Raw genomic sequence first — 18,327 nt, forward strand, 5'->3', positions numbered from 1 at the left:
CACGTCGCTTTTCTGGTGAATACGTGAGGTTCATCATATAGAGTGATAGGTGTAACTTAATCAACGACGTGATTGGAGTCCCGTCTTGTCCAGCACCGGAAGCATCAGCGCATCCCCCGACGGCCTGTTGATGGCCCTTATCCAGTACCCAGTTCCCGTAGTCAATACCCCAGAAGACGTTCAAGCAAACGTCGATGAAATCTGCCGCATGGTGGCCTCGACCAAGGCGGGCTACCCAGACTTGGATCTCATCGTCTTTCCGGAGTATTCCTCTTCGGGACTGAACACCAAGATTTGGTCCTACGATGAATTCCTCATTGGGCTCGATGACCCCAAGGTGGACCAGTACAAGCAGGCTTGTAAGGATAACGACGTCTGGGGCGTCTTCTCCATCATGGAACCCAACCATGAGGAAGGAAAGCCCCCGTTCAACACGGCGATTATCATCAACTCCGACGGTGAGATTGCACTGCACTACCGTAAGCTGCAGCCATGGACCCCCATCGAGCCGTGGTACCCAGGTGACCTGGGCATGCCGGTGTGCGATGGCCCCAAGGGCTCCAAGCTTGCAGTCAATATCTGCCACGATGGCATGTTCCCAGAGCTCGCCCGCGAAGCGGCGTATAAGGGTGCCAATGTCTACATCCGCATCTCGGGTTATTCCACTCAGACCCAAGACCAGTGGATCATGACCAATAAGACCAACGCCTTCCAGAACCTGATGTATACGGCATCGGTGAACTTGGCGGGCTATGACCAGGTCTTTTACTACTTCGGTGAAGGAAATGTCTGCAACTACGATGGCCACATGATTTCTGAGGGTCACCGCAACCCGGGCGAAATCGTCACCGCAGAGGTATTCCCAGCGTTGGCTGATAAGGCGCGCATCAACTGGGGCCTAGAAAACAACATCTTCAACTTGGGCAACCGCGGCTATGTCGGTTACCCAGGCGGAAAGACCGAAAACTACCTCACCTGGGTCGAAGACCTTGCCAAGGGCGAGTACAAACTGCCATGGTCCGATGATGTTCGCATCAAGGACGGCTGGAAGTACTACCCGGACGGACCGCAGCTTGGCCCGCTCCCGGATGAATTCAAGAAATAGACACACGGCTATTAGCTACTGAAGGCCCCGCACCCTCGTTCATTTTGGGGGAGCGGGGCCTTCGGGCTGGTGTTGACCTGATAGGAACATCAAAAGGTCAACGTCCTCAGGTATATCTGAGCGCGATTTGCTACATTTCAGGCGCGAATATGCTCAGTCATTGCAGTGGACCTATAGCATCTGCGAATAGGACGGCGGGGTACAGTTTCGGGGCTCCGCTCTAGAGGCCTTCCCCTTGTGTTTCCAAGGGCGTTCCCGCGAGAGAACCTTCGTCATAGAATTCTGGTGACGCTCCACCCTGCGGCGGTCCCGAATATGGAGCGCCGCCGTTGCAAAGCTCTGGCCATTCGTCTGGATAAAGCAAGTGCCCATTAAGGCCACCGCATACTCCTTCCGCGCGCACGGAACGCTGGAGTGCAGGGGTATTGCACAGTTCGGTTTGGTGCGAAGAGCCATCAGAAAATCTCCCGAATGCGCCAAGGCCGATTTCGCAGTACAGTAGCTCAGGCTCCGTCGCGGCCGCTTGCGGTTGTGCGCCTGATTCCTCAGTTGCTACTTGGGTTTCTGGTTCTGTTGGGGTTTCGGAGGTCGGCTCTTGCGTGGTGGATTGTGCAACGCTGCTCGAAGAGGACTCACTAGGTGAGCTAGATGTTGAACTAGTAGAAGTACTGGTGGATTCCTCTTCGGAAGGCGAAGTACCAGCAACAGGGGATGAACAGGCACTAAAAGAAATGGTGAGAAGAGCGCCCAGGAGCAGTAGGGGAGACTTGGTTGGCATGGCGGAGTGCCTTTCAGGAAGCGGTGAGAAATACACCGAGGAGGAGAGAACGGTCTTAGCTTAGCCTGCCGATTTGTTAGTGCGTGAAACAATCGGAGATTTTGGTGCGGTGGGCTATCATTGCAGGTAATGAGTTCTGATATTGATGCACAGTTTGATGCGGCATTCGAGGGCCTGCCAGATGACCCCGATGATGCAGCTCCGGAAGCCGCCGGGGAGAAGGCAGCTCCGTTAGATTATTCGCAGTACACGGATACCCCGGAAGGATTCCGCTCTGGATTCGTATCCTTTGTGGGCCGCCCGAATACGGGGAAATCCACGCTGACCAATGCGCTGGTGGGCCAAAAGATCGCCATTACCGCGGACCAGCCGGAAACGACTCGCCACACCATCCGGGGCTTGGTTCACCGCGAGGATGCACAGGTCGTCGTGGTGGATACGCCGGGCCTGCACCGCCCCCGCACCTTGTTGGGCGAGCGGCTTAATGAAGTGGTCAAAGAAACGTATGCGGATGTGGATGTCATCGGATTGACCATTCCGGCAGATGAAAAGATTGGTCCGGGTGACCGGTGGATCTTGGACAATGTGCGCTCGATTGCGCCGAAGACCCCCATCATCGGCATCGTGACCAAGCTGGATAAAGCGTCCAAGGACCAGGTGGGCGCGCAGCTTTTGGCCTTGCACGAGCTCTTGGCGCAAGAAGATCCAGAGGCAGTGGTGATTCCGGTTTCTAGTAAAAAGGGCGTGCAACTGGATGACTTGGTGCAGGTCATCGTAGAGCATTTGCCGGAGGGCCCGAAGTTCTATCCGGACGATCACATCACTGATGAGGGGCAAGAAAAGCGCATTGAAGAACTCATCCGTGAGGCCGCACTATCTGGCTTGAAGGCGGAGCTACCGCACTCGGTTGCGGTGCAGATCGATGAAATGCTGCCTTCGCGCACGCGTGAGGGAGTGCTGGACATTCACGCCATCATGTACTTGGAGCGCCAAGGTCAAAAGCGCATCATCGAAGGTAAAGATGGCCTGCGTTTCCGCCGCATCGTGGGCAATGCCCGTAAGGAAATCATGGAGCTATTGGGCCAGAATGTGTACCTGGACCTGCGCATCAAAGTACTGAAAAATTGGCAGTCAGATGCCAAGTCGCTGGGCAGGCTCGGGTTCTAAAAGGCTATGCGCGAAAATTATCGCGACCGCGCCGTGGTCATTCGCTCCTATGATTTTGGGGAAGCAGACCGCGTAATCGTACTTCTCACCCAAAACCATGGGTTGGTGCGTGCGGTGGCCAAGGGCGTGCGCCGGGCAAAATCCCGTTTTGGATCGCGGCTGCAGCTCTTCGTCAACCTTGACGTCCAACTGTATGTGGGAAAGAATTTGGCCACGATTTCCCAGGCGGATACGGTGAATTATTTTGGCGCGCGCCTGATTGAAGACTACGAGCGTTATACTGCTGCCTGCGCGGTCTTGGAATCGGCCGAGCGGCTCATCTACGCGGATGGCGACGGCGACCCCTACCTCTACAATGCAGTCGTGGCTGCGCTCGAGCAATTGCAAACCGAGGAGCCGACGCAAACGCTTGATGCATTCTTATTGCAGGCCATGGCGCATGCCGGGTGGGCGCCGAGCCTTTTTGATTGCGCCCAGTGCCAGCGCCCCGGCCCGCACCACGCCTTTCACCCGGCCGTCGGCGGCGCCGCCTGCCACGAATGCCGGCCACCAGGTGCTGCAGAGGTGGATCCGGAAACCCTCCACCATTTGTGGCTTTTGGCACATGGCTACCCGACGAATCCGACGAATGCGCAGCGGCAGGAGGGGCATCGGCTAGCGCGGGCGCACCTGCAGTGGCACATGGAGCGAAATGTGTCCGCATTACAGGTGATGGAACAGTAAACTGTAGTCCGTGATTACCCCAGATCCTTCTCGTCGCCTGACCCCGCCGAATATCCCGGAAGAGCTGCTGCCGCGCCATATTGCGTTGGTGATGGACGGCAACGGCCGCTGGGCCCAGGAAAAGGGCATGAAACGCACGGAGGGCCACCGCAGGGGAGAGGCGGTGCTTCTCGATGTCGTCGATGCCTGCCTCGCCGCCGGTGTCCCGTACCTTTCGGCATATGCCTTTTCCACTGAAAACTGGCGGCGCAGCCCTGAAGAGGTGCGCTTTTTGATGGGCTTTAATCGCGACGTGCTGCGCCGGCAGCGAGAGTGGCTCAATGAGCGCGGTGTCCGCGTGGTGTGGGTGGGGCGTCGTCCGCGCCTGTGGCGCTCGGTGATTAAGGAACTCGAAACCGCCGAAGAATTGACCAAGAATAATACAAAAATGACGCTGGCCATGTGCGTTAATTACGGCGGCCGGGCGGAAATGGTCGATGGCGTGCGCCAGATTGCGGAAAAGGTCGCCGCTGGTGAAATTCGCCCGCGCGATATTAAAGAAAGCACCATCGCAGAGCATCTCTATGATCCCGGCATGCCGGACGTGGACCTATTCTTGCGGCCTTCCGGTGAGAAGCGCACCTCGAACTTCCTGCTGTGGCAGTCCGCCTATGCCGAGATGATTTATCAGGACAAGCTATTTCCTGATTTCACCCCGGAGGACCTCTTCGCCGCCATTGAGGAATATGCCCGCCGGGATCGCCGCTTCGGTGCTGTGAAGTAGGGAAGTAGTAGCTAAGTAAGGCGCGCGAGACTACCGTGCGGTGACTACTGTGCGGCCGCGCACTGCGAGCACACGCCGAAGATCTCCGCGTCGTGGCCGGTAAGCTCGAAGTTGTACTCGGCGGCTACGGCCGAAGCCCACTTTTCAATGGGTCCACCATCGATTTCTTCGGTGCGGCCGCATTTGGTGCATACCAAGTGGTGGTGGTGCGCATCGGTTTCGCAATGGCGGTACAGGGTCTCGCCATTGGGCATGTGTAGTGCATCTACGGCATCAATATCGGAAAGAGATTGTAGGGTGCGGTAGACAGTGGTGAGACCGACTTTTTCTTGCCGCTCTTGGAGCTGGTGATAAATTTCCTTGGCGGAGGCGAACTTGTCGATGTCCCGCAGGACCTCAACAACCGCGGTGCGCTGTTTAGTATTGCGCGAGCCGAGCTTGGGGATACTCTCATGAATGGACATGACATTCATATTATCAACTCTTTTTCAACAAGCGCTATAATAAATCGTCTTTATATGCAGACCGGTTATTAAGAGGCGATTTTCGCGGCGTCTTCCAAAAGCGTTAAAACCTCCGGTGCGACCAGAGAATAGGTCACCTCGCGCCCATTGCGCTCGGAGCTGACAATCCCTGCCTGCTTAAGAACTCGCAGGTGCTGGCTAATCAGCGGCTGGGACTTCCCGGTGGCCTTTACCAGCTCGTATACGTAATGGTCGCGCTCCGCCAGGCGGGTAATGATGGAAATGCGCAGCGGGGAATCGAGGGCCGCGATAACGCTTGCGGCCGCAGAGTTATTAAATGCTAATTGAACGGTCGTCATAGGGAGTGGGCACCTTCAATACGGTATCTATTATCTGTCGACCACTACTATATTACCTCAAGTTGGTCATTACCTGTACATTAACCGATTTAAATTTGCACCCCCTGATCTCACTACTGATGGGGGATAAAGGTTAGACTGAATGAGATTGTCACGACTGTCCCCTACCAGAGGAGTCCTTTACAACCATGGCATCCCTTATCGATACCGTTGTTAATCTGTGTAAACGCCGCGGCTTGGTCTACCAGGCGGGTGAGATTTACGGCGGTTCCCGCTCCGCTTGGGACTATGGTCCTCTTGGTGTGGAGTTGAAGGAAAACATTAAGCGCCAGTGGTGGCGCCACATGGTCCAATCTCGCCCCGACGTCGTAGGTGTGGATACTTCCGTCATCCAGCCGCGCCAGGTGTGGGTCTCCTCCGGCCACGTGGAGGTCTTTACTGATCCTCTAGTGGAATCCCGCCACACCGGTAAGCGCTACCGCGCCGACCACTTGCTCGAGGCCTACGAAGAAAAGCACGGCCACGAGCCAGAAAATGGCCTGGCTGATATCAACGACCCGGAAACCGGCCAGCCAGGTGACTGGACCGAACCGAAGGCCTTTTCTGGCCTGCTGAAGACCTTCCTGGGTCCGGTCGATGACGAGCAGGGTCTGCACTACCTGCGTCCCGAGACCGCACAGGGTATCTTCATCAACTTCAAGAACGTGATGACCTCCTCGCGCATGAAGCCGCCATTCGGCATTGCCAATATTGGTAAGTCCTTCCGCAACGAGATCACCCCGGGTAACTTCATCTTCCGCACCCGCGAGTTCGAGCAGATGGAGATGGAGTTCTTCGTCAAGCCTGGCGAGGACGAAGAGTGGCACCAGTACTGGATTGATGACCGCTACAAGTGGTACACCGACCTGGGCATCAAGGAAGAAAACCTACGCCTGTACGAGCACCCCAAGGAAAAGCTGTCGCACTACTCCAAGCGCACCGTGGACGTGGAGTACGCCTTCGGCTTCAAGGGCTCCAAGTGGGGCGAATTGGAAGGTGTGGCCAACCGCACCGACTATGACCTTTCCGTCCACGACAAGGGCTCTGGCGAGGACCTGTCCTACTATGACCAGGCCAATGATGAGCGCTGGATTCCCTACGTCATCGAGCCAGCCGCTGGTCTGGGCCGTTCCATGATGGCCTTCCTGGTAGATGCCTACGACGAGGAAGAAGCGCCGAACGCTAAGGGCGGCACCGACAAGCGCGTGGTTCTGCGCTTGGACCGCCGCTTGGCGCCCATCAAGGTTGCCGTCCTGCCGTTGTCCAAGAAGGAAGAGCTCTCCACTCCGGCCCGCGAGCTGGCGGATAAGCTGCGCGCCTACTGGAACGTGGACTTTGACGTCTCCGGTGCCATCGGCCGACGCTACCGCCGCCAAGATGAGGTGGGTACGCCCTTCTGCGTCACCTTCGACTTCGATTCGCTCGAGGATGACGCCGTGACCGTGCGCGAGCGCGACACTATGGAGCAAGAGCGCGTAAAGATTGAGGATCTTGAGTCCTACCTCGCAGCGCGCCTGATTGGGTGCTAAGAAGATGCACTACACCAGCTGGGATCGCTCCGAGCGCGACAAGCCCGTCCTCCTCGTTGAGGAGGGCCCGGAGCGCCTAGGCGTCTTTGCGGAACATTCCGCGGAGGTGGATGGCAACTTTTGGCGCGTCGAGGTCAGCGATTTGGGGGCTTCGGCCACGCTTGATGATGGCTCCGTCTACCGCCTCGCCGGCCGTCTCGGCCGCGCCAAGCGCCTTGAAGCCTCGCTCAATGGCCGCACCTTTCATTACGTCAATGAAAACAGTGGCGATTGGATCATCGATGACGTCGATGACAATAAAGTGGCGCAGTTTTCCGCTAAGAACTCCGGTGTGCGCAAGGCCATTTTGGAATTCGAGGAGGATGCGAAAGGCTTGAGCACCGCCGAGATCGCCGGTCTCAGCTGGTTTACCCGCGCCATTTTGGAAAAGAACACCAAAAACTCCGCGTGGGTATGGATCATCACGCTGGTATTGGCTTCCATCGTCGCCTTGCTGGCGGTGTTCATTTTCTAATGGCGGAAACGATGCCGTGGCGGTGGAACGGTACTACGCTGCGCGATGCGCGCGGAACCGACATCGCTTGGGTGCGGGACGGGGTACTGACCATTGCTGGCGCGCTCTCTGGGGATCCCACACAACCAGATACGCTTTTTGACGTGGAGACTTCGCTAGACGGGACAACCGCCTCCCCGCGCTTTTTCCTGCGGGCCCAGCCGCGTGCCAGCCGCAGCGCGGACTCCGGCACCGCAAAGCAATGTGAAGTCTCGCAAGCGGGATTGACCGTCACGCGTTTGCGCGCTACCTGCGGAGATGCCCACTACCTTTTGGAGCGGTCCGCTATCTTTGGCAAGCAGCGCCGTATACTCGCCCTTGACGGACAACAAGGTAATGCGGAGGGCACCGAAGTTGCCCGTCTTACCCCGCGGGGCAGTGGCCTGGAAGTATCGGCCTCCAATTCCAGCGGGCACGGCTTGCCGGACGTGGATGCGGTGGTGCTGAGTTATGGCTGCCTGCTTGTCGATGCCACACCACGCATCGTGCGCGGTTAAGTACCGACCAAGCCGGTCTTCTAAGCCGGCGGTCTAGAAGGAGCCGCTCTGGAAGGCGCCGCTCTAGAACGAGCCGCCGCGGAAACCGCCTCCGCCACCGCCGCCGGAGAATCCTCCTCCACCGCCACCGAAGCTACCGCCGCCTCCGCTGAAACCGCCGCCGAAGCCGCGGCCACCGCCGCCAAGGATTTGGCCTAAGACCATTCCGGTGATGATATTTCCGGCAGCGGAACTCGTCTGCTGGCGTTGTTGCTGGCGGCGATACTCGTCAGAATCATCCTTGGCCCGTTGCAAGGCGGTTTGCGCTGCGGCAACGGCTTCGCGGGAGGATTGCAACGCGCCGCGGATATCGCTGCGTTGGGTGTGCAGGGCTTGGGCGTGGAGACGTTTGGCATCGGCAAGCGCGGTGCGGGCGCCGGAACCAACGATGCGCCCGCGCGAGGAAATGAGATCCTCAGCGGCCTGAATATTAGATTCTGCCACCGACATTTGCTGGTGGAAAAGCTCGAGCTGGCGCGCGTGGGTGGAAGTCTTTTCCCGCACGCGGTCGAGGCCCTCATCCAGTTCGGTATCGATGTTCGTAAGGGCGGTGTGCTGGCCCAAGGGATCCGTATCGCCCTGCTGCTTGGCGTCAGTAACCGCAGCAGAGGCGCGCTGCAGAAGATCCTCGAGGGCCTCCCAATCCGCCTGGGTCCCCTGGGACTTGCCTTGACGCTCTAGCTCGCGGGCTTCCTCTATTTCGTCCTCGACCTCAGTGATGAGCGCGCCCAAATTGCGGCGCGCGGAGGAGATATTCTCCTCAGCGTGCTCTACACCGGTCAGGAGCCTATCGGTGACCTCCGTGGCGTGCTCGATATCGCGGATAAGGCCCACGAGTGAACCCTGCTTCCCAGCCGGCTGGCCCTGCACCTTGCGGGCTTGGTCCAGGAGCTTTTCCGCCTCATCGAGGGAGGCACTCGCCAATTCAGGGTTATCCGCAATGGAGGATAGGACCTCTGCGGAGTAGTCCTCTTGGAGCTTTGTGAGGGTACCTTCGGCGCCCGGCAAGCGAGTGCGCAGCCCGACGGTGCGCTGGGTGAGCTCGTCCAACTTGGAGTCACTTTGTAGCAGCAGGTCGCGCATCTGGGCGAACTCTTCTGCCTGGCTATCTAGGGCATCATCGGCCTGGCCGCAGGTAGAGACGATTTCTACTAGCATTTGCCGGCGCTCGGCTTGGGATTCTGGTACCGCATCATCGAGGCGCTGGCGAATCTTGAAGGCTTTTTGCAGGGTAGAGGTGGAATGATTCATCGCCTTGGTAAACGGGCGGGTGCGCTCCGGTCCGAACTCAGATAAAGCGATATTGAGCTCTTCCTTGCCGCGGCGGATGGATTCATCCGTGGAGACCAATTCTTCCTGGGCCAACTTATCCAGGGTATCTAGCGGCAGCCGGTTTAATTGGTCGGTATCTTCTGGCGCAATCTCGCGGGCAGACTCTAAAGTCTTAGCCTGATTCTTTTTTGTATTGCGGCGAGAGTAGTACCAGACGCCACCGCCTGCAGCGATGATGGCGGCGGCGCCACCGCCCAGCCAGGCTATGCCGGAAGAATCGGAGGAGCCGGAGGTGCCAAGGGCGGCATCGGCAAGCGCGATCGCGGAAGCGCCGTATTCCTCTGCGGATAGCTTGCTGTAGGCGGCATCATACATCTGATCCAGGCGGCCCTCGGGCCATTGATCGCCGGTCTGCACGCCCACTTGGCGCTCGTTCACACCAACGACGTAGGCCGCGGAATTCGGGCCCTTCTCGTTGACGATGCTGCGGGCATAGCTTTCCGGATCAGTGCCAAGATCGTTTGCGAAGACAACAAAGATAATGAGCGACTGGTCTTTTTGCAGCTGGGTGATCTTCTCATTGATCTCCCTAAGTTCCTCGGTGCTTAAGACCCCTGCCTCATCATTTACCCTGTCTGTCACCGCCGCCGTATCCGGGGCTTGGGCGATGGTAGTGGTCTCCGCGGCTAGGGCCTGGCCTGCGCCAATGGAGGTGCAGCCGAGCAAAAATGCCGCGATGGTAGCGCGGCCGATTCGTGCACTAAGATTCATGCCCACAACCATACCTGCCCGAACGCCCAATCCGGAGAACCTCCTTCGCAGGCAGTAGGGTGGGAAGCATTGTGAAATACGTCGTTGTTTTAGGCACCGCGCAATACGATGGCCGCCCCTCCCGCATCCTGGCCGGGCGCCTGCGCCATGCCGGGGAGCTGGCCATTTCCCGCGGCCTGCCAGTGATTACCGTGGGCGGACAGCTGCCCGGGGATCGGTTTACCGAGGCCGGGGTTGCCCGCGATTATCTGCGCGAGCACTTCCCTGAGCTCGAGGTATCCGCCGTGGAGGAAGGTCTTGATACGCGCGAGTCCTTAGCTGCGGTTATCGATGCCCACGGCCTTGCCGATGCCATCATCGTCACCGATCCCTTGCATAGGTTGCGCACGTGGGGCATCGCCAAGCAGGAAGGGCTCGATGCCTCGGTTTCGGGCACGCCCTATTATCCCGCCCGGCGCTTTTCCAAGCCCTGGTGGCGCTACCTCGCGCACGAATGCGGCGGGCTGTTTTATCTCGGGCTGGCCAGCATTGTTTCTCCCCGGTGCGCGCGTGCCTGGAAAAGGCGCCTGTACCGCATTGAGCTGATGCTGCGGCCGAATCAGAAGCTGCGGCACGAAACGATGCAAAATAAAGACGCAGACCGCACGCAGGGGGAATAGACTAAAACGCCGTGCCTTACTCTTATGCTGCAGCTGATTTTTCCCGGCTGGCCGAAGAACGGCCCAAGGGATCCACGATTAGCGATATCGAAGAACACCGCGGGGTATTCTCCCGCGACCGCGCCCGCGTCTTGCACTCGGCTGCGCTGCGGCGATTGGCGGATAAAACCCAGGTCGTAGGCCCACGCGATGGCGATACCCCGCGCACTCGCCTAACTCACTCGCTCGAAGTAGGCCAGATTGCCCGCGGCATCGGTGCAGGTCTTGGGCTTGATCCGGATCTCTGTGACATGGCCGGGCTCACCCACGATATTGGCCACCCGCCCTATGGCCACAATGGTGAAAATGCGCTCAATGAAGTGGCACAAGGCGGTTTCGAGGGAAATGCGCAAACACTGCGCATCCTGACCCGCCTCGAGCCCAAAGTCCTAGTCGAGGACGCCGATGGCACCGCCCATAGCTTCGGTCTCAACCTCACCCGTGCTGCGCTCGATGGGGCCTGCAAATACCCTTGGACTAAGACCAATCTGGATGGCACCATCAACCGCAAATACGGCGCTTATGATGAGGACGCGGACCTATTAGCGTGGCTGCGCGAAGGCCACAGCGATAACCGTAAGTGCATCGAGGCCCAGGTCATGGACTGGTCCGATGATATTGCCTATTCCGTGCACGACGTGGAAGACGGCATTATCTCCCAGCGCATTTCCTTGAACGTGTTGTGGGATTTGGTGGAGCTAGCCCACCTTGCAGAAAAGGGCGCCGAGGCCTTTGGCGGAACCGCCGATGAACTCTTGGAAGCTGCCGATAGCCTGCGCAACCTCGATGTCATCAATGCTCTTGGCAATTTCAACTACACCCTGCGCGATTATGCCAAGCTGAAAAAGATGACCTCTGAGCTGGTGGGACGCTATGTGGGCGCCACCATCGGTGCCACCTCGGAGGCGAATGCCGAGCTCATCAGTTCCAATAAGCTTGGCCGCATGCACGGTGACCTGCGCGTTCTTCCCTTGGCGCAGGCAGAGGTCAAGCTTTTAAAGACGATCGCCGTGCTTTATGTAATGGATGAACCAGCGCACTTAGCGCGCCAAGACCGCCAGCGCGAGCGCATTTACCGCGTCTACGATTACCTCGTGGCCGGTGCGCCCGGTTCGCTCGATGCCACCTTCCGCCTGTGGTGGGAGCAGGCCGATACCGACGCCGCTCGCGACCGCGCCATCATTGATCAGATCGCTTCCATGACCGAATCCCGCCTCGAGCGACTGGCCCGCCGGAGCGCTGACCTTTCGGGGTTCTTGGGCTAATAGCATATGGGCCGTGGGCTCGGTCAGATGGCTCCGGCAGCGGCCTTTCTCTAAAAGTGCAACCTCCGCTGCTATTTTTGAGGCGAAAAAGTGATAATTGAGGGCGCACGATGCTCAGTTATTGCAGAGGACCTATAGCATCCCGAAATGTCAGCATCTGCGGAGTAACAGCATCCGCGGACTAGCTATTAGCGTGCGAGCCTAACGCCTTCATCTTGGACAACGGCGGCGATGGCCGCGAAGTCATCCAATTCCATTTCCATATTGGCAGCCACGATGGTGGATACTTCATTCTTACGCAGGAAGTTAGCTAGATCCTCTAGGCTGCGCGGGCCACAATCCACACATCCATGGGTGCGTCCTAAGGCATTGAAGAAATCCGTACGGGTACGGATGGGTTCCGTAATTAAAATGCGGTGCACTATTAATCCTCTGCGTCCGGGATAGAACAGAATGTTTGGTAATGGTCATCGGTGTAGTACCACACATCGGGATCGACTTCGGTGCCGCCGCCGGTGACGATGCGCCTCGATCCGCGATGATTACTGCCAGGGGTTTCTACCGTGTGCTCGCGGTAATAGTCCTGCGCCTGCTGGGGGAGGACGCCTTCATAATTGCCAAAATGGGAATTGTCTTTGTCGGGATAGTCATAAGGGCCGCCGGCGAGAATATCGTCTGCGGTTTCTTCGGCCTCGCTGGGAAGGGAAGAAATTGCGCAGGTCTCGTCCGTTGACGTTGCATCCTCGTTACCGCCGAGGTCGAAGCCAAAATAACTAGCGCCTGCGACGATGGCGAGTCCACCAAGGGCCACTGGAAGCGATTTCTTAGACGCTTTGGACTTGGACATGCTCCTTATTGTTGCAGGAAATATCTCCAAAACATAAACGTCCACCGCGTCAAGAGCAATATCCAAAATTGCCCCGTCCCGGGGGTGGGAATACTCGGCGAAAGGCTGCCCCACATGTGGGTAAAACACGGTGATTCTGTGTACTTGTTGAGCGGGACAACCCAATGCGACCATCCTGGCTTTGGCGGTTGAGCATTCGATAAATGGGCGGGGTAGTCTGTAGCCATGGCAAAGGGCAGAATTCCGGACAGTGATATCCAAGCTATCCGTGAACGCGCGCCTTTAGAAGAAATCGTGGGCGAATATGTGCAGCTCAAACCTGCCGGGCATGATTCTTTGAAGGGGTTGAGCCCTTTCAAGGATGAAAAGACGCCGTCCTTCCACGTCCGCCCGCAGCGCGGTTATTATCACTGCTTTTCCACCGGTAAAGGCGGCGATGTATTCAGCTTCCTAATGGAAATGGAACAGGTCTCTTTCCCGGAAGCCGTGGAAGCCGTGGCGCAGAAAATCGGCTACCACATCAACTATCAGGGTGGCTCGACCGGTGCCCGCAATGAGAAGCCGGGTACGAGGCAGCGGCTAATCGCGGCGAATAAAGCGGTGCACGAGTTTTACCGGAAGCAGCTGGAAACCCCAGAGGCGGCAACGGCGCGCAATTTCTTGCTGGACCGCGGGTTTAGCCGTGAGGTTATTTATGATTTCGAGTGCGGGTACGCTCCGGAAGGTTGGGACACCGCCACAAAGCACCTATTGCGCATGGGTTTTTCCTTTGAAGAGCTAGAGGCAGCCGGCATTTCCAAGATGGGAAAGCGCGGTCCCATTGACCGTTTCCACCGCCGGTTGCTGTGGCCTATTAAGGATCTTTCCGGCAACGTCATTGGCTTTGGTGCGCGCAAGCTCTTTGATGATGACAAGCTGGGTAAGTACATGAATACGCCCGAGACCATGCTTTATCACAAGTCCAAGGTGCTCTTTGGGTTGGATTTGGCCAAGCGCAATATCGCAGAAGGCCACCAAGCTGTGGTGGTGGAAGGCTATACGGATGTGATGGCCATGTACGCGGCAGGCATTAAGACTGCCGTGGCCTCGTGCGGTACGGCCTTCGGTGGGGAGCACCTGCAGGTGCTGCGCCGGCTCATGCTGGATGATTCCTATTTCCACGGCGAGCTCATCTACACCTTCGATGGTGATGAGGCGGGACAGAAGGCCGCGATGCGTGCCTTTGACGGGGAACAGAAATTTACCGGACAATCCTTCGTCTCCGTGGCCCCAGACGGCATGGACCCGTGCGATCTGCGCCTTGAAAAGGGCGATGCCGCGGTGCGCGATCTGGTGGCAGACCGCATCCCCATGTTTGAGTTCGTCATTCAGTCAGTAATTGCTGATTTCCGGATCGATACGGCCGAAGGCCGCTTGCAGGCTTTGCGGCGGGCGGTGCCCATCGTCGCGCAAATCCGTGACCAGCCCCTGCAGCGGGAGTACGCCCGCCGACTTGCCGGCTGGGTGGGTTGGAATGATCCGGAAGAGGTGCTGCGCCAAGTGCGCGCGGAGGCAAAGAAGCCGAAGAAGGCAGACAAGCCTACGATTCGGCGCTTTGAAAATGCACAGCCGCAGCCGGCGCAGCAGGATGTGCCCATGATCCATCCGCCCAGCCCAAAGGAGACCCACCTGTGGCCGCAGCGGGAGGCGCTGAAATTGGCCTTGCAGATGCCAGAGGTCGTTGGCTCGTATTTTGATGGCATTACTGCCGATGCCTACACCAACGACGCCTACCGCATCGTGCGCCAAGCGATTTCCGCTGTGGGCGGGGCAGACAAGGGAGCCACCATGTCCGGAGTGGATTGGATTGCCGCCGTTGCCGGGGAAATGCAGGATCTTACGGGAAGGAATTTCGTCTCCGAGCTGGCAGTCGAGGCCATCCTGCCCACGGACGTGGGCGCAGAAAAATATGCGGACTCGGTGCTCTCGCGGCTGCAGGAAACCGTCGTGGGAGATCAGATTGCGCAGCTGAAAGCCCAATTGGGCCGAATGCGGCCAACCGATGATGAGGCCGGTTATAACTCCGTATTCGCAGACCTCATTGCCCTGGAGCAGGCACGCCGCGAGCTCAATGATCGCGCCTTTCGCGGTACACCAGGTATATAAAATCCCCGGGCAGGCACTCGAGCGCTCGTTCAGGTGCTGCCCGGGGAAGGGCTAACGGGGAAAGGTTTTAATCCTCATCGGGTTCATAAATCCGGTCTGCCTGTGGAGCCTGGTTCCCGCGAGCCTTGCCTTTGCCACGGCGTTTTTCGGAAAGGTCATGGATTTCGCGCATGCGTGGCTCTGGATCCAGGCGGTTGGCTACCATCTTGCGCGCGGAGCGCACCGCAGATTTGGTGGCGGGGGAGTTGACGGTCTTTTGATAGGCGCTTTTCATTTGGTGGTAGCGCTTGCGGCCCGCCTTGGTGCCAAATACGTACCCTGCGGCGGCGCCGAAGACGAATTGGATCATTATTGACTAATTCCCCTTTATTCTATGCGAGCAAAAGTTCTTCTCTAGCTTACCGCGTATGTACGCTTTCGCGCCGAAATCGCCCGCTGGAACCGCCTTCCTGTTTTCATTGGCACCTATTCGCGCTAGGTTGAGTTAATGAGTCTTCATCAGCAGCGAGATTCGGCCATGGCCGCCGCAGTGGCATTTGCCGCGCTCGCCACTGCGGGCTTGTCCGCGCCTGGTGCTGAACCGTCCGAGGAAACACGGTTCTGGGTGGAGCAGGCTGGGGACATCGATTAGCTTGAGCGGTCATATAACTATTTGTTTAAAAAAGCGCTGAATAAGGTTAGTGCGCAGTTCATACTTCCTTAACGTTAGCTGGTTAGTGTGCAGAGGAAATCACTTCTAGCTGAAAGTTGCGATATATGACCCGTATTTTCAATCGTGGTGTTTCGCGTCGAGTACTTGCTCTCGGAGCGGCCGCCAGCTTCACCGTTGCTTCCTTTGCACCCGCTGCGCAGGCGGGTGAGCTTTCGTCCAAGGTGCCGCAGGTACAGGGTTCTAGCAGTGGATCCAGCATTGGCCCTTCTCCTGTGCAGCACCCAGGCGCGCCGGTTCCTCAGCCCTTTGGTGCGGACTATCTTGTGGGCTTTGAATCCGATATTTCGTCTTACCAATTTGGCAACTATTGGCAGGTTGTCCGCGGTTTTGACCAGATTAAGCACCAGCCAGAGGTCCTTGAAGAAAACATGGATAAGGTAGTGGCCATTAACAATGCGGCTGCCGATGACCCTGAGCTGATTGCCCGAGCACAATCCGATGCGAAGGCAAGTTCCGGTGGGATGCTAGAAGCCATTTCGGACTCCATGGGGGAGAGCCTGGGCGGTGCATTCCGCGAGGCATTGGCAGAGCATCGACTGCCAAAAACACAGTACCTGCTGGGCAATGGCTACGCCGCCCGTGCAGGTGGACTGGCTAGCTCCACCTTCGCAGAAAAGTACTACTTCCGTTATGACCGCCCATTCGTGCAGGCACCCGATGCTATTAACCGCTACGAAGACGAGTCGAAGGATCTCTATTCCACCTCGCCGGCTTTCCCCTCCGGGCACACTAACCAGGCAACGTGGATCACCACTTTGATGGCCTCTATGCTTCCAGAGGTAGGCCCGCAATTAATGCTGCGCGGCGCCGAAGCAGGAAACCACCGCGTCGTTCTGGGTGTGCACTACCCCTTGGACGTCATTGGTGGCCGCATGACTGGTCAAGCTGCGGCGGCGGATCGTTTGAACGATGACCGCATGCGCGATGCATTGCAGCAGGCTGCGCAGGAAATTCGTGAAGAGATTCAGTGGCGTACGGGCAAATCTGTAGAAGAACTCGTCGCACAGGATAGGGCCGATGGCAAGGAATACCGGTCCACTACAGATGCTGTAGACGAATACACGGATTTCTTGGATTATGATTTCACTCCAAGCAATCCGACGGATGCGCCGATGGTCGTTCCGCAGGCCGCCCCGGTACTACTCGCCGCTTCACACCCGAACCTGACACCGGAACAGCGCGCCGAGGTGCTACGCCAGACCGCACGTCCTGCCGGCAATCCATTGGATTGGCAAGGCAAGGACGGCTCCTGGCAGCGGCTTAACGTGGCCCGCGCCATGGCGGCGCAAGTCAACGTTAATGCAGATGGCAGCGTGAGCGTCCAAGGCTAGCTTGGTCGCCCGTCCCCCCGATACCGCCTAGGCCCTCACTGCGAGGACTAGGCGGTTTCGATTATGGCTGCAAGGCCCTGGCCGCCGCCGATACACATCGTGACTAGCGCGCGCTTGCCGCCGGTGCGGCGCAGGTGGTGCGCGGCGGTAACCACGATGCGGGCACCGGTCGCGCCCACCGGGTGGCCCAGCGAGATGCCGGAACCGTTGGGGTTGAAGCGAGGATCTTCGGGGGAGATGCCCCACTGATCTAGTACCGCGAGGGCTTGGGCGGCAAAGGCCTCATTGAGCTCGATGAGGTCGAGGTCATCGAAGGTGAGATCGAGGCGGTCCATGACCTTGCGGGTGGCCTCAACTGGGGCAATGCCCATGCGCTCTGGTTCAACACCGGCCAGCGCCCAGCCCTTCACGGCCACCATTGGCTCGAGGCCGAGCTCGTCGGCTTTTTCACGGGTGGTCACGAGCACGGCGGCTGCGCCGTCGTTCTGGCCGGAGGCGTTACCCGCGGTCACCGTGGCTTCGTCGTCCTGCTTGCCCATCACTGGGCGCAGCTTGGACAGCTTTTCCACGCTAGAATCAGCGCGCACGTGTTCATCCTTGTCCACGATGATGGGATCCCCCTTGCGCTGGGGGACGGAGACGGGGACGATTTCGGCATCGAAAAGCGCCTGCTCTTGCGCACGTGCGGCGTTGTGGTGGGAACGCACCGCAAGCTCATCTTGGTCCTCGCGCGACAGGGAACGCTCGCGGCGGAGGTTTTCGGCAGTTTCGATCATGCCGCTGGGGATGGGGTGGTTTTTGCCACCGGCGGTTTCGCGGGCCTCCTGGAGGCGATCGCGAAAGACCATGTTTCCGCCCTTAGCGCCCCAGCGAATGTCACTGTCCACGGTGTATTCGGTGCGCGACATGGATTCGGCGCCGCCTGCGATGACCACCTCGGCTGCGCCGGTGGCGACGTGGGCGGCGGCGGTGACGATGGCTTGCAGGCCGGAGCCGCAGCGGCGGTCGAGCTGCATGCCGGTCACGGAGACTGGCAGGCCTGCATCGAGTGCGGCGACGCGGCCGAGGGCAGGCGCAGCCCCGTTGGGGGAGGCTTGGCCGAGGATAACGTCATCGATGATGTTCGGGTCGATGCCGGATTCTTCCACGATGGTGGATACCACCAGGCTGGCCAGATCCTGGACGGGGACGGATTTCAGCGCGCCGCCGTACCGGCCGACCGGGGTGCGCTTGGGGTAGCACAGGACTACGTCTTGGGTTTGCATGGATT

19 protein-coding genes are annotated in these 18,327 nt (G+C 58.5%); 12 read left to right on the plus strand and 7 right to left on the minus strand.

The features are described from left to right. The first annotated feature begins 85 nt into the window (after window positions 1-85). The 4 genes from ABRP98_RS03615 to ABRP98_RS03630 all read left to right on the plus strand — a co-directional run bounded on the left by ABRP98_RS03615 (window position 86) and on the right by ABRP98_RS03630 (window position 4,536). Window positions 86-1,105, plus strand: a complete 1,020-nt coding sequence (locus ABRP98_RS03615) for a formamidase (protein ID WP_005284191.1) — start codon at window positions 86-88, stop codon at window positions 1,103-1,105. A gap of 907 nt (window positions 1,106-2,012) precedes the next feature. Continuing rightward, window positions 2,013-3,050, plus strand: a complete 1,038-nt coding sequence (gene era / locus ABRP98_RS03620; RefSeq protein ID WP_284784821.1) for a GTPase Era — start codon at window positions 2,013-2,015, stop codon at window positions 3,048-3,050. A gap of 6 nt (window positions 3,051-3,056) precedes the next feature. After that, a complete protein-coding gene (recO, locus tag ABRP98_RS03625) occupies window positions 3,057-3,773 on the plus strand; it encodes a DNA repair protein RecO (protein WP_302525056.1) in 717 nt (238 codons plus the stop codon). 10 nt (window positions 3,774-3,783) lie between these two features. Further along, complete coding sequence (locus ABRP98_RS03630; RefSeq protein WP_284782357.1) at window positions 3,784-4,536, plus strand: isoprenyl transferase; 753 nt, start codon at window positions 3,784-3,786, stop codon at window positions 4,534-4,536. Between the two features lie 44 nt (window positions 4,537-4,580). Here the strand turns inward: ABRP98_RS03630 and ABRP98_RS03635 are convergent, their stop codons facing one another. Next, entirely contained in the window at window positions 4,581-5,000 is a 420-nt protein-coding gene (locus tag ABRP98_RS03635) for a Fur family transcriptional regulator (RefSeq protein WP_034658244.1), read from the minus strand. A 68-nt stretch (window positions 5,001-5,068) separates the two neighbouring features. Continuing rightward, window positions 5,069-5,359, minus strand: coding sequence for an ArsR/SmtB family transcription factor (locus tag ABRP98_RS03640; protein ID WP_349857547.1), 291 nt, complete (start codon window positions 5,357-5,359; stop codon window positions 5,069-5,071). Between the two features lie 188 nt (window positions 5,360-5,547). On the opposite strand from ABRP98_RS03640, the gene ABRP98_RS03645 reads away from it, so the two are divergent. From ABRP98_RS03645 to ABRP98_RS03655, 3 genes are read left to right on the plus strand one after another with little or no spacing between them, the layout of a single operon-like run. Further along, entirely contained in the window at window positions 5,548-6,927 is a 1,380-nt protein-coding gene (locus tag ABRP98_RS03645) for a glycine--tRNA ligase (RefSeq protein ID WP_284796377.1), read from the plus strand. Window positions 6,928-6,931: 4 nt separating this feature from the next. Beyond that, on the plus strand, window positions 6,932-7,441 hold the full coding sequence (locus ABRP98_RS03650; protein ID WP_284784828.1) for a hypothetical protein: 510 nt from the start codon (window positions 6,932-6,934) through the stop codon (window positions 7,439-7,441). Continuing rightward, window positions 7,441-7,977, plus strand: coding sequence for a hypothetical protein (locus ABRP98_RS03655; protein WP_284852244.1), 537 nt, complete (start codon window positions 7,441-7,443; stop codon window positions 7,975-7,977). The genes ABRP98_RS03650 and ABRP98_RS03655 overlap by 1 nt, the downstream gene beginning before the upstream one ends. Window positions 7,978-8,040: 63 nt before the next feature. On the opposite strand, the gene ABRP98_RS03660 is transcribed toward ABRP98_RS03655, so the two are convergent. Then, window positions 8,041-10,059: a TPM domain-containing protein gene (locus ABRP98_RS03660; RefSeq protein ID WP_349857550.1), complete on the minus strand. Its 2,019-nt coding sequence runs from the start codon at window positions 10,057-10,059 to the stop codon at window positions 8,041-8,043. Between the two features lie 71 nt (window positions 10,060-10,130). Between ABRP98_RS03660 and ABRP98_RS03665 the strand changes: the two genes are divergently transcribed. Both ABRP98_RS03665 and ABRP98_RS03670 read left to right on the plus strand, forming a co-directional pair. Next, a complete protein-coding gene (locus ABRP98_RS03665) occupies window positions 10,131-10,718 on the plus strand; it encodes a YdcF family protein (protein WP_349857552.1) in 588 nt (195 codons plus the stop codon). 11 nt (window positions 10,719-10,729) lie between these two features. Beyond that, on the plus strand, window positions 10,730-12,022 hold the full coding sequence (locus ABRP98_RS03670; RefSeq protein ID WP_349857554.1) for a deoxyguanosinetriphosphate triphosphohydrolase: 1,293 nt from the start codon (window positions 10,730-10,732) through the stop codon (window positions 12,020-12,022). A 188-nt stretch (window positions 12,023-12,210) separates the two neighbouring features. Here the strand turns inward: ABRP98_RS03670 and ABRP98_RS03675 are convergent, their stop codons facing one another. Both ABRP98_RS03675 and ABRP98_RS03680 read right to left on the minus strand, forming a co-directional pair. Then, the gene (locus ABRP98_RS03675) at window positions 12,211-12,444 is read right to left on the minus strand and encodes a hypothetical protein (protein ID WP_284782361.1); all 234 of its coding nucleotides are present in this window, start codon (window positions 12,442-12,444) and stop codon (window positions 12,211-12,213) included. A gap of 2 nt (window positions 12,445-12,446) precedes the next feature. Beyond that, entirely contained in the window at window positions 12,447-12,869 is a 423-nt protein-coding gene (locus ABRP98_RS03680) for a guanyl-specific ribonuclease (protein ID WP_349857556.1), read from the minus strand. 225 nt (window positions 12,870-13,094) lie between these two features. On the opposite strand from ABRP98_RS03680, the gene dnaG reads away from it, so the two are divergent. Next, entirely contained in the window at window positions 13,095-15,014 is a 1,920-nt protein-coding gene (gene dnaG, locus ABRP98_RS03685; protein ID WP_349857557.1) for a DNA primase, read from the plus strand. 67 nt (window positions 15,015-15,081) lie between these two features. Here the strand turns inward: dnaG and ABRP98_RS03690 are convergent, their stop codons facing one another. Continuing rightward, on the minus strand, window positions 15,082-15,363 hold the full coding sequence (locus tag ABRP98_RS03690) for a hypothetical protein (protein WP_023023385.1): 282 nt from the start codon (window positions 15,361-15,363) through the stop codon (window positions 15,082-15,084). 138 nt (window positions 15,364-15,501) lie between these two features. Here ABRP98_RS03690 and ABRP98_RS03695 point away from each other — a divergent pair, with 138 nt between their 5' ends. Together ABRP98_RS03695 and ABRP98_RS03700 are read left to right on the plus strand one after the other, a co-directional pair. Beyond that, window positions 15,502-15,645 carry a hypothetical protein gene (locus ABRP98_RS03695; protein ID WP_284770288.1) on the plus strand — a complete coding sequence of 48 codons (144 nt, stop codon included), beginning with the start codon at window positions 15,502-15,504 and terminating at the stop codon, window positions 15,643-15,645. A 125-nt stretch (window positions 15,646-15,770) separates the two neighbouring features. Beyond that, on the plus strand, window positions 15,771-17,057 hold the full coding sequence (locus ABRP98_RS03700; protein ID WP_284784837.1) for an acid phosphatase: 1,287 nt from the start codon (window positions 15,771-15,773) through the stop codon (window positions 17,055-17,057). 47 nt (window positions 17,058-17,104) lie between these two features. Here the strand turns inward: ABRP98_RS03700 and ABRP98_RS03705 are convergent, their stop codons facing one another. After that, window positions 17,105-18,322 carry an acetyl-CoA C-acetyltransferase gene (locus ABRP98_RS03705; protein ID WP_284770290.1) on the minus strand — a complete coding sequence of 406 codons (1,218 nt, stop codon included), beginning with the start codon at window positions 18,320-18,322 and terminating at the stop codon, window positions 17,105-17,107. Window positions 18,323-18,327: the final 5 nt, after the last annotated feature.

The organism is Corynebacterium sp. KPL2838, assembly GCF_040225455.1.
GTDB classification, from domain to species: Bacteria; Actinomycetota; Actinomycetes; order Mycobacteriales; family Mycobacteriaceae; genus Corynebacterium; species Corynebacterium rhinophilum.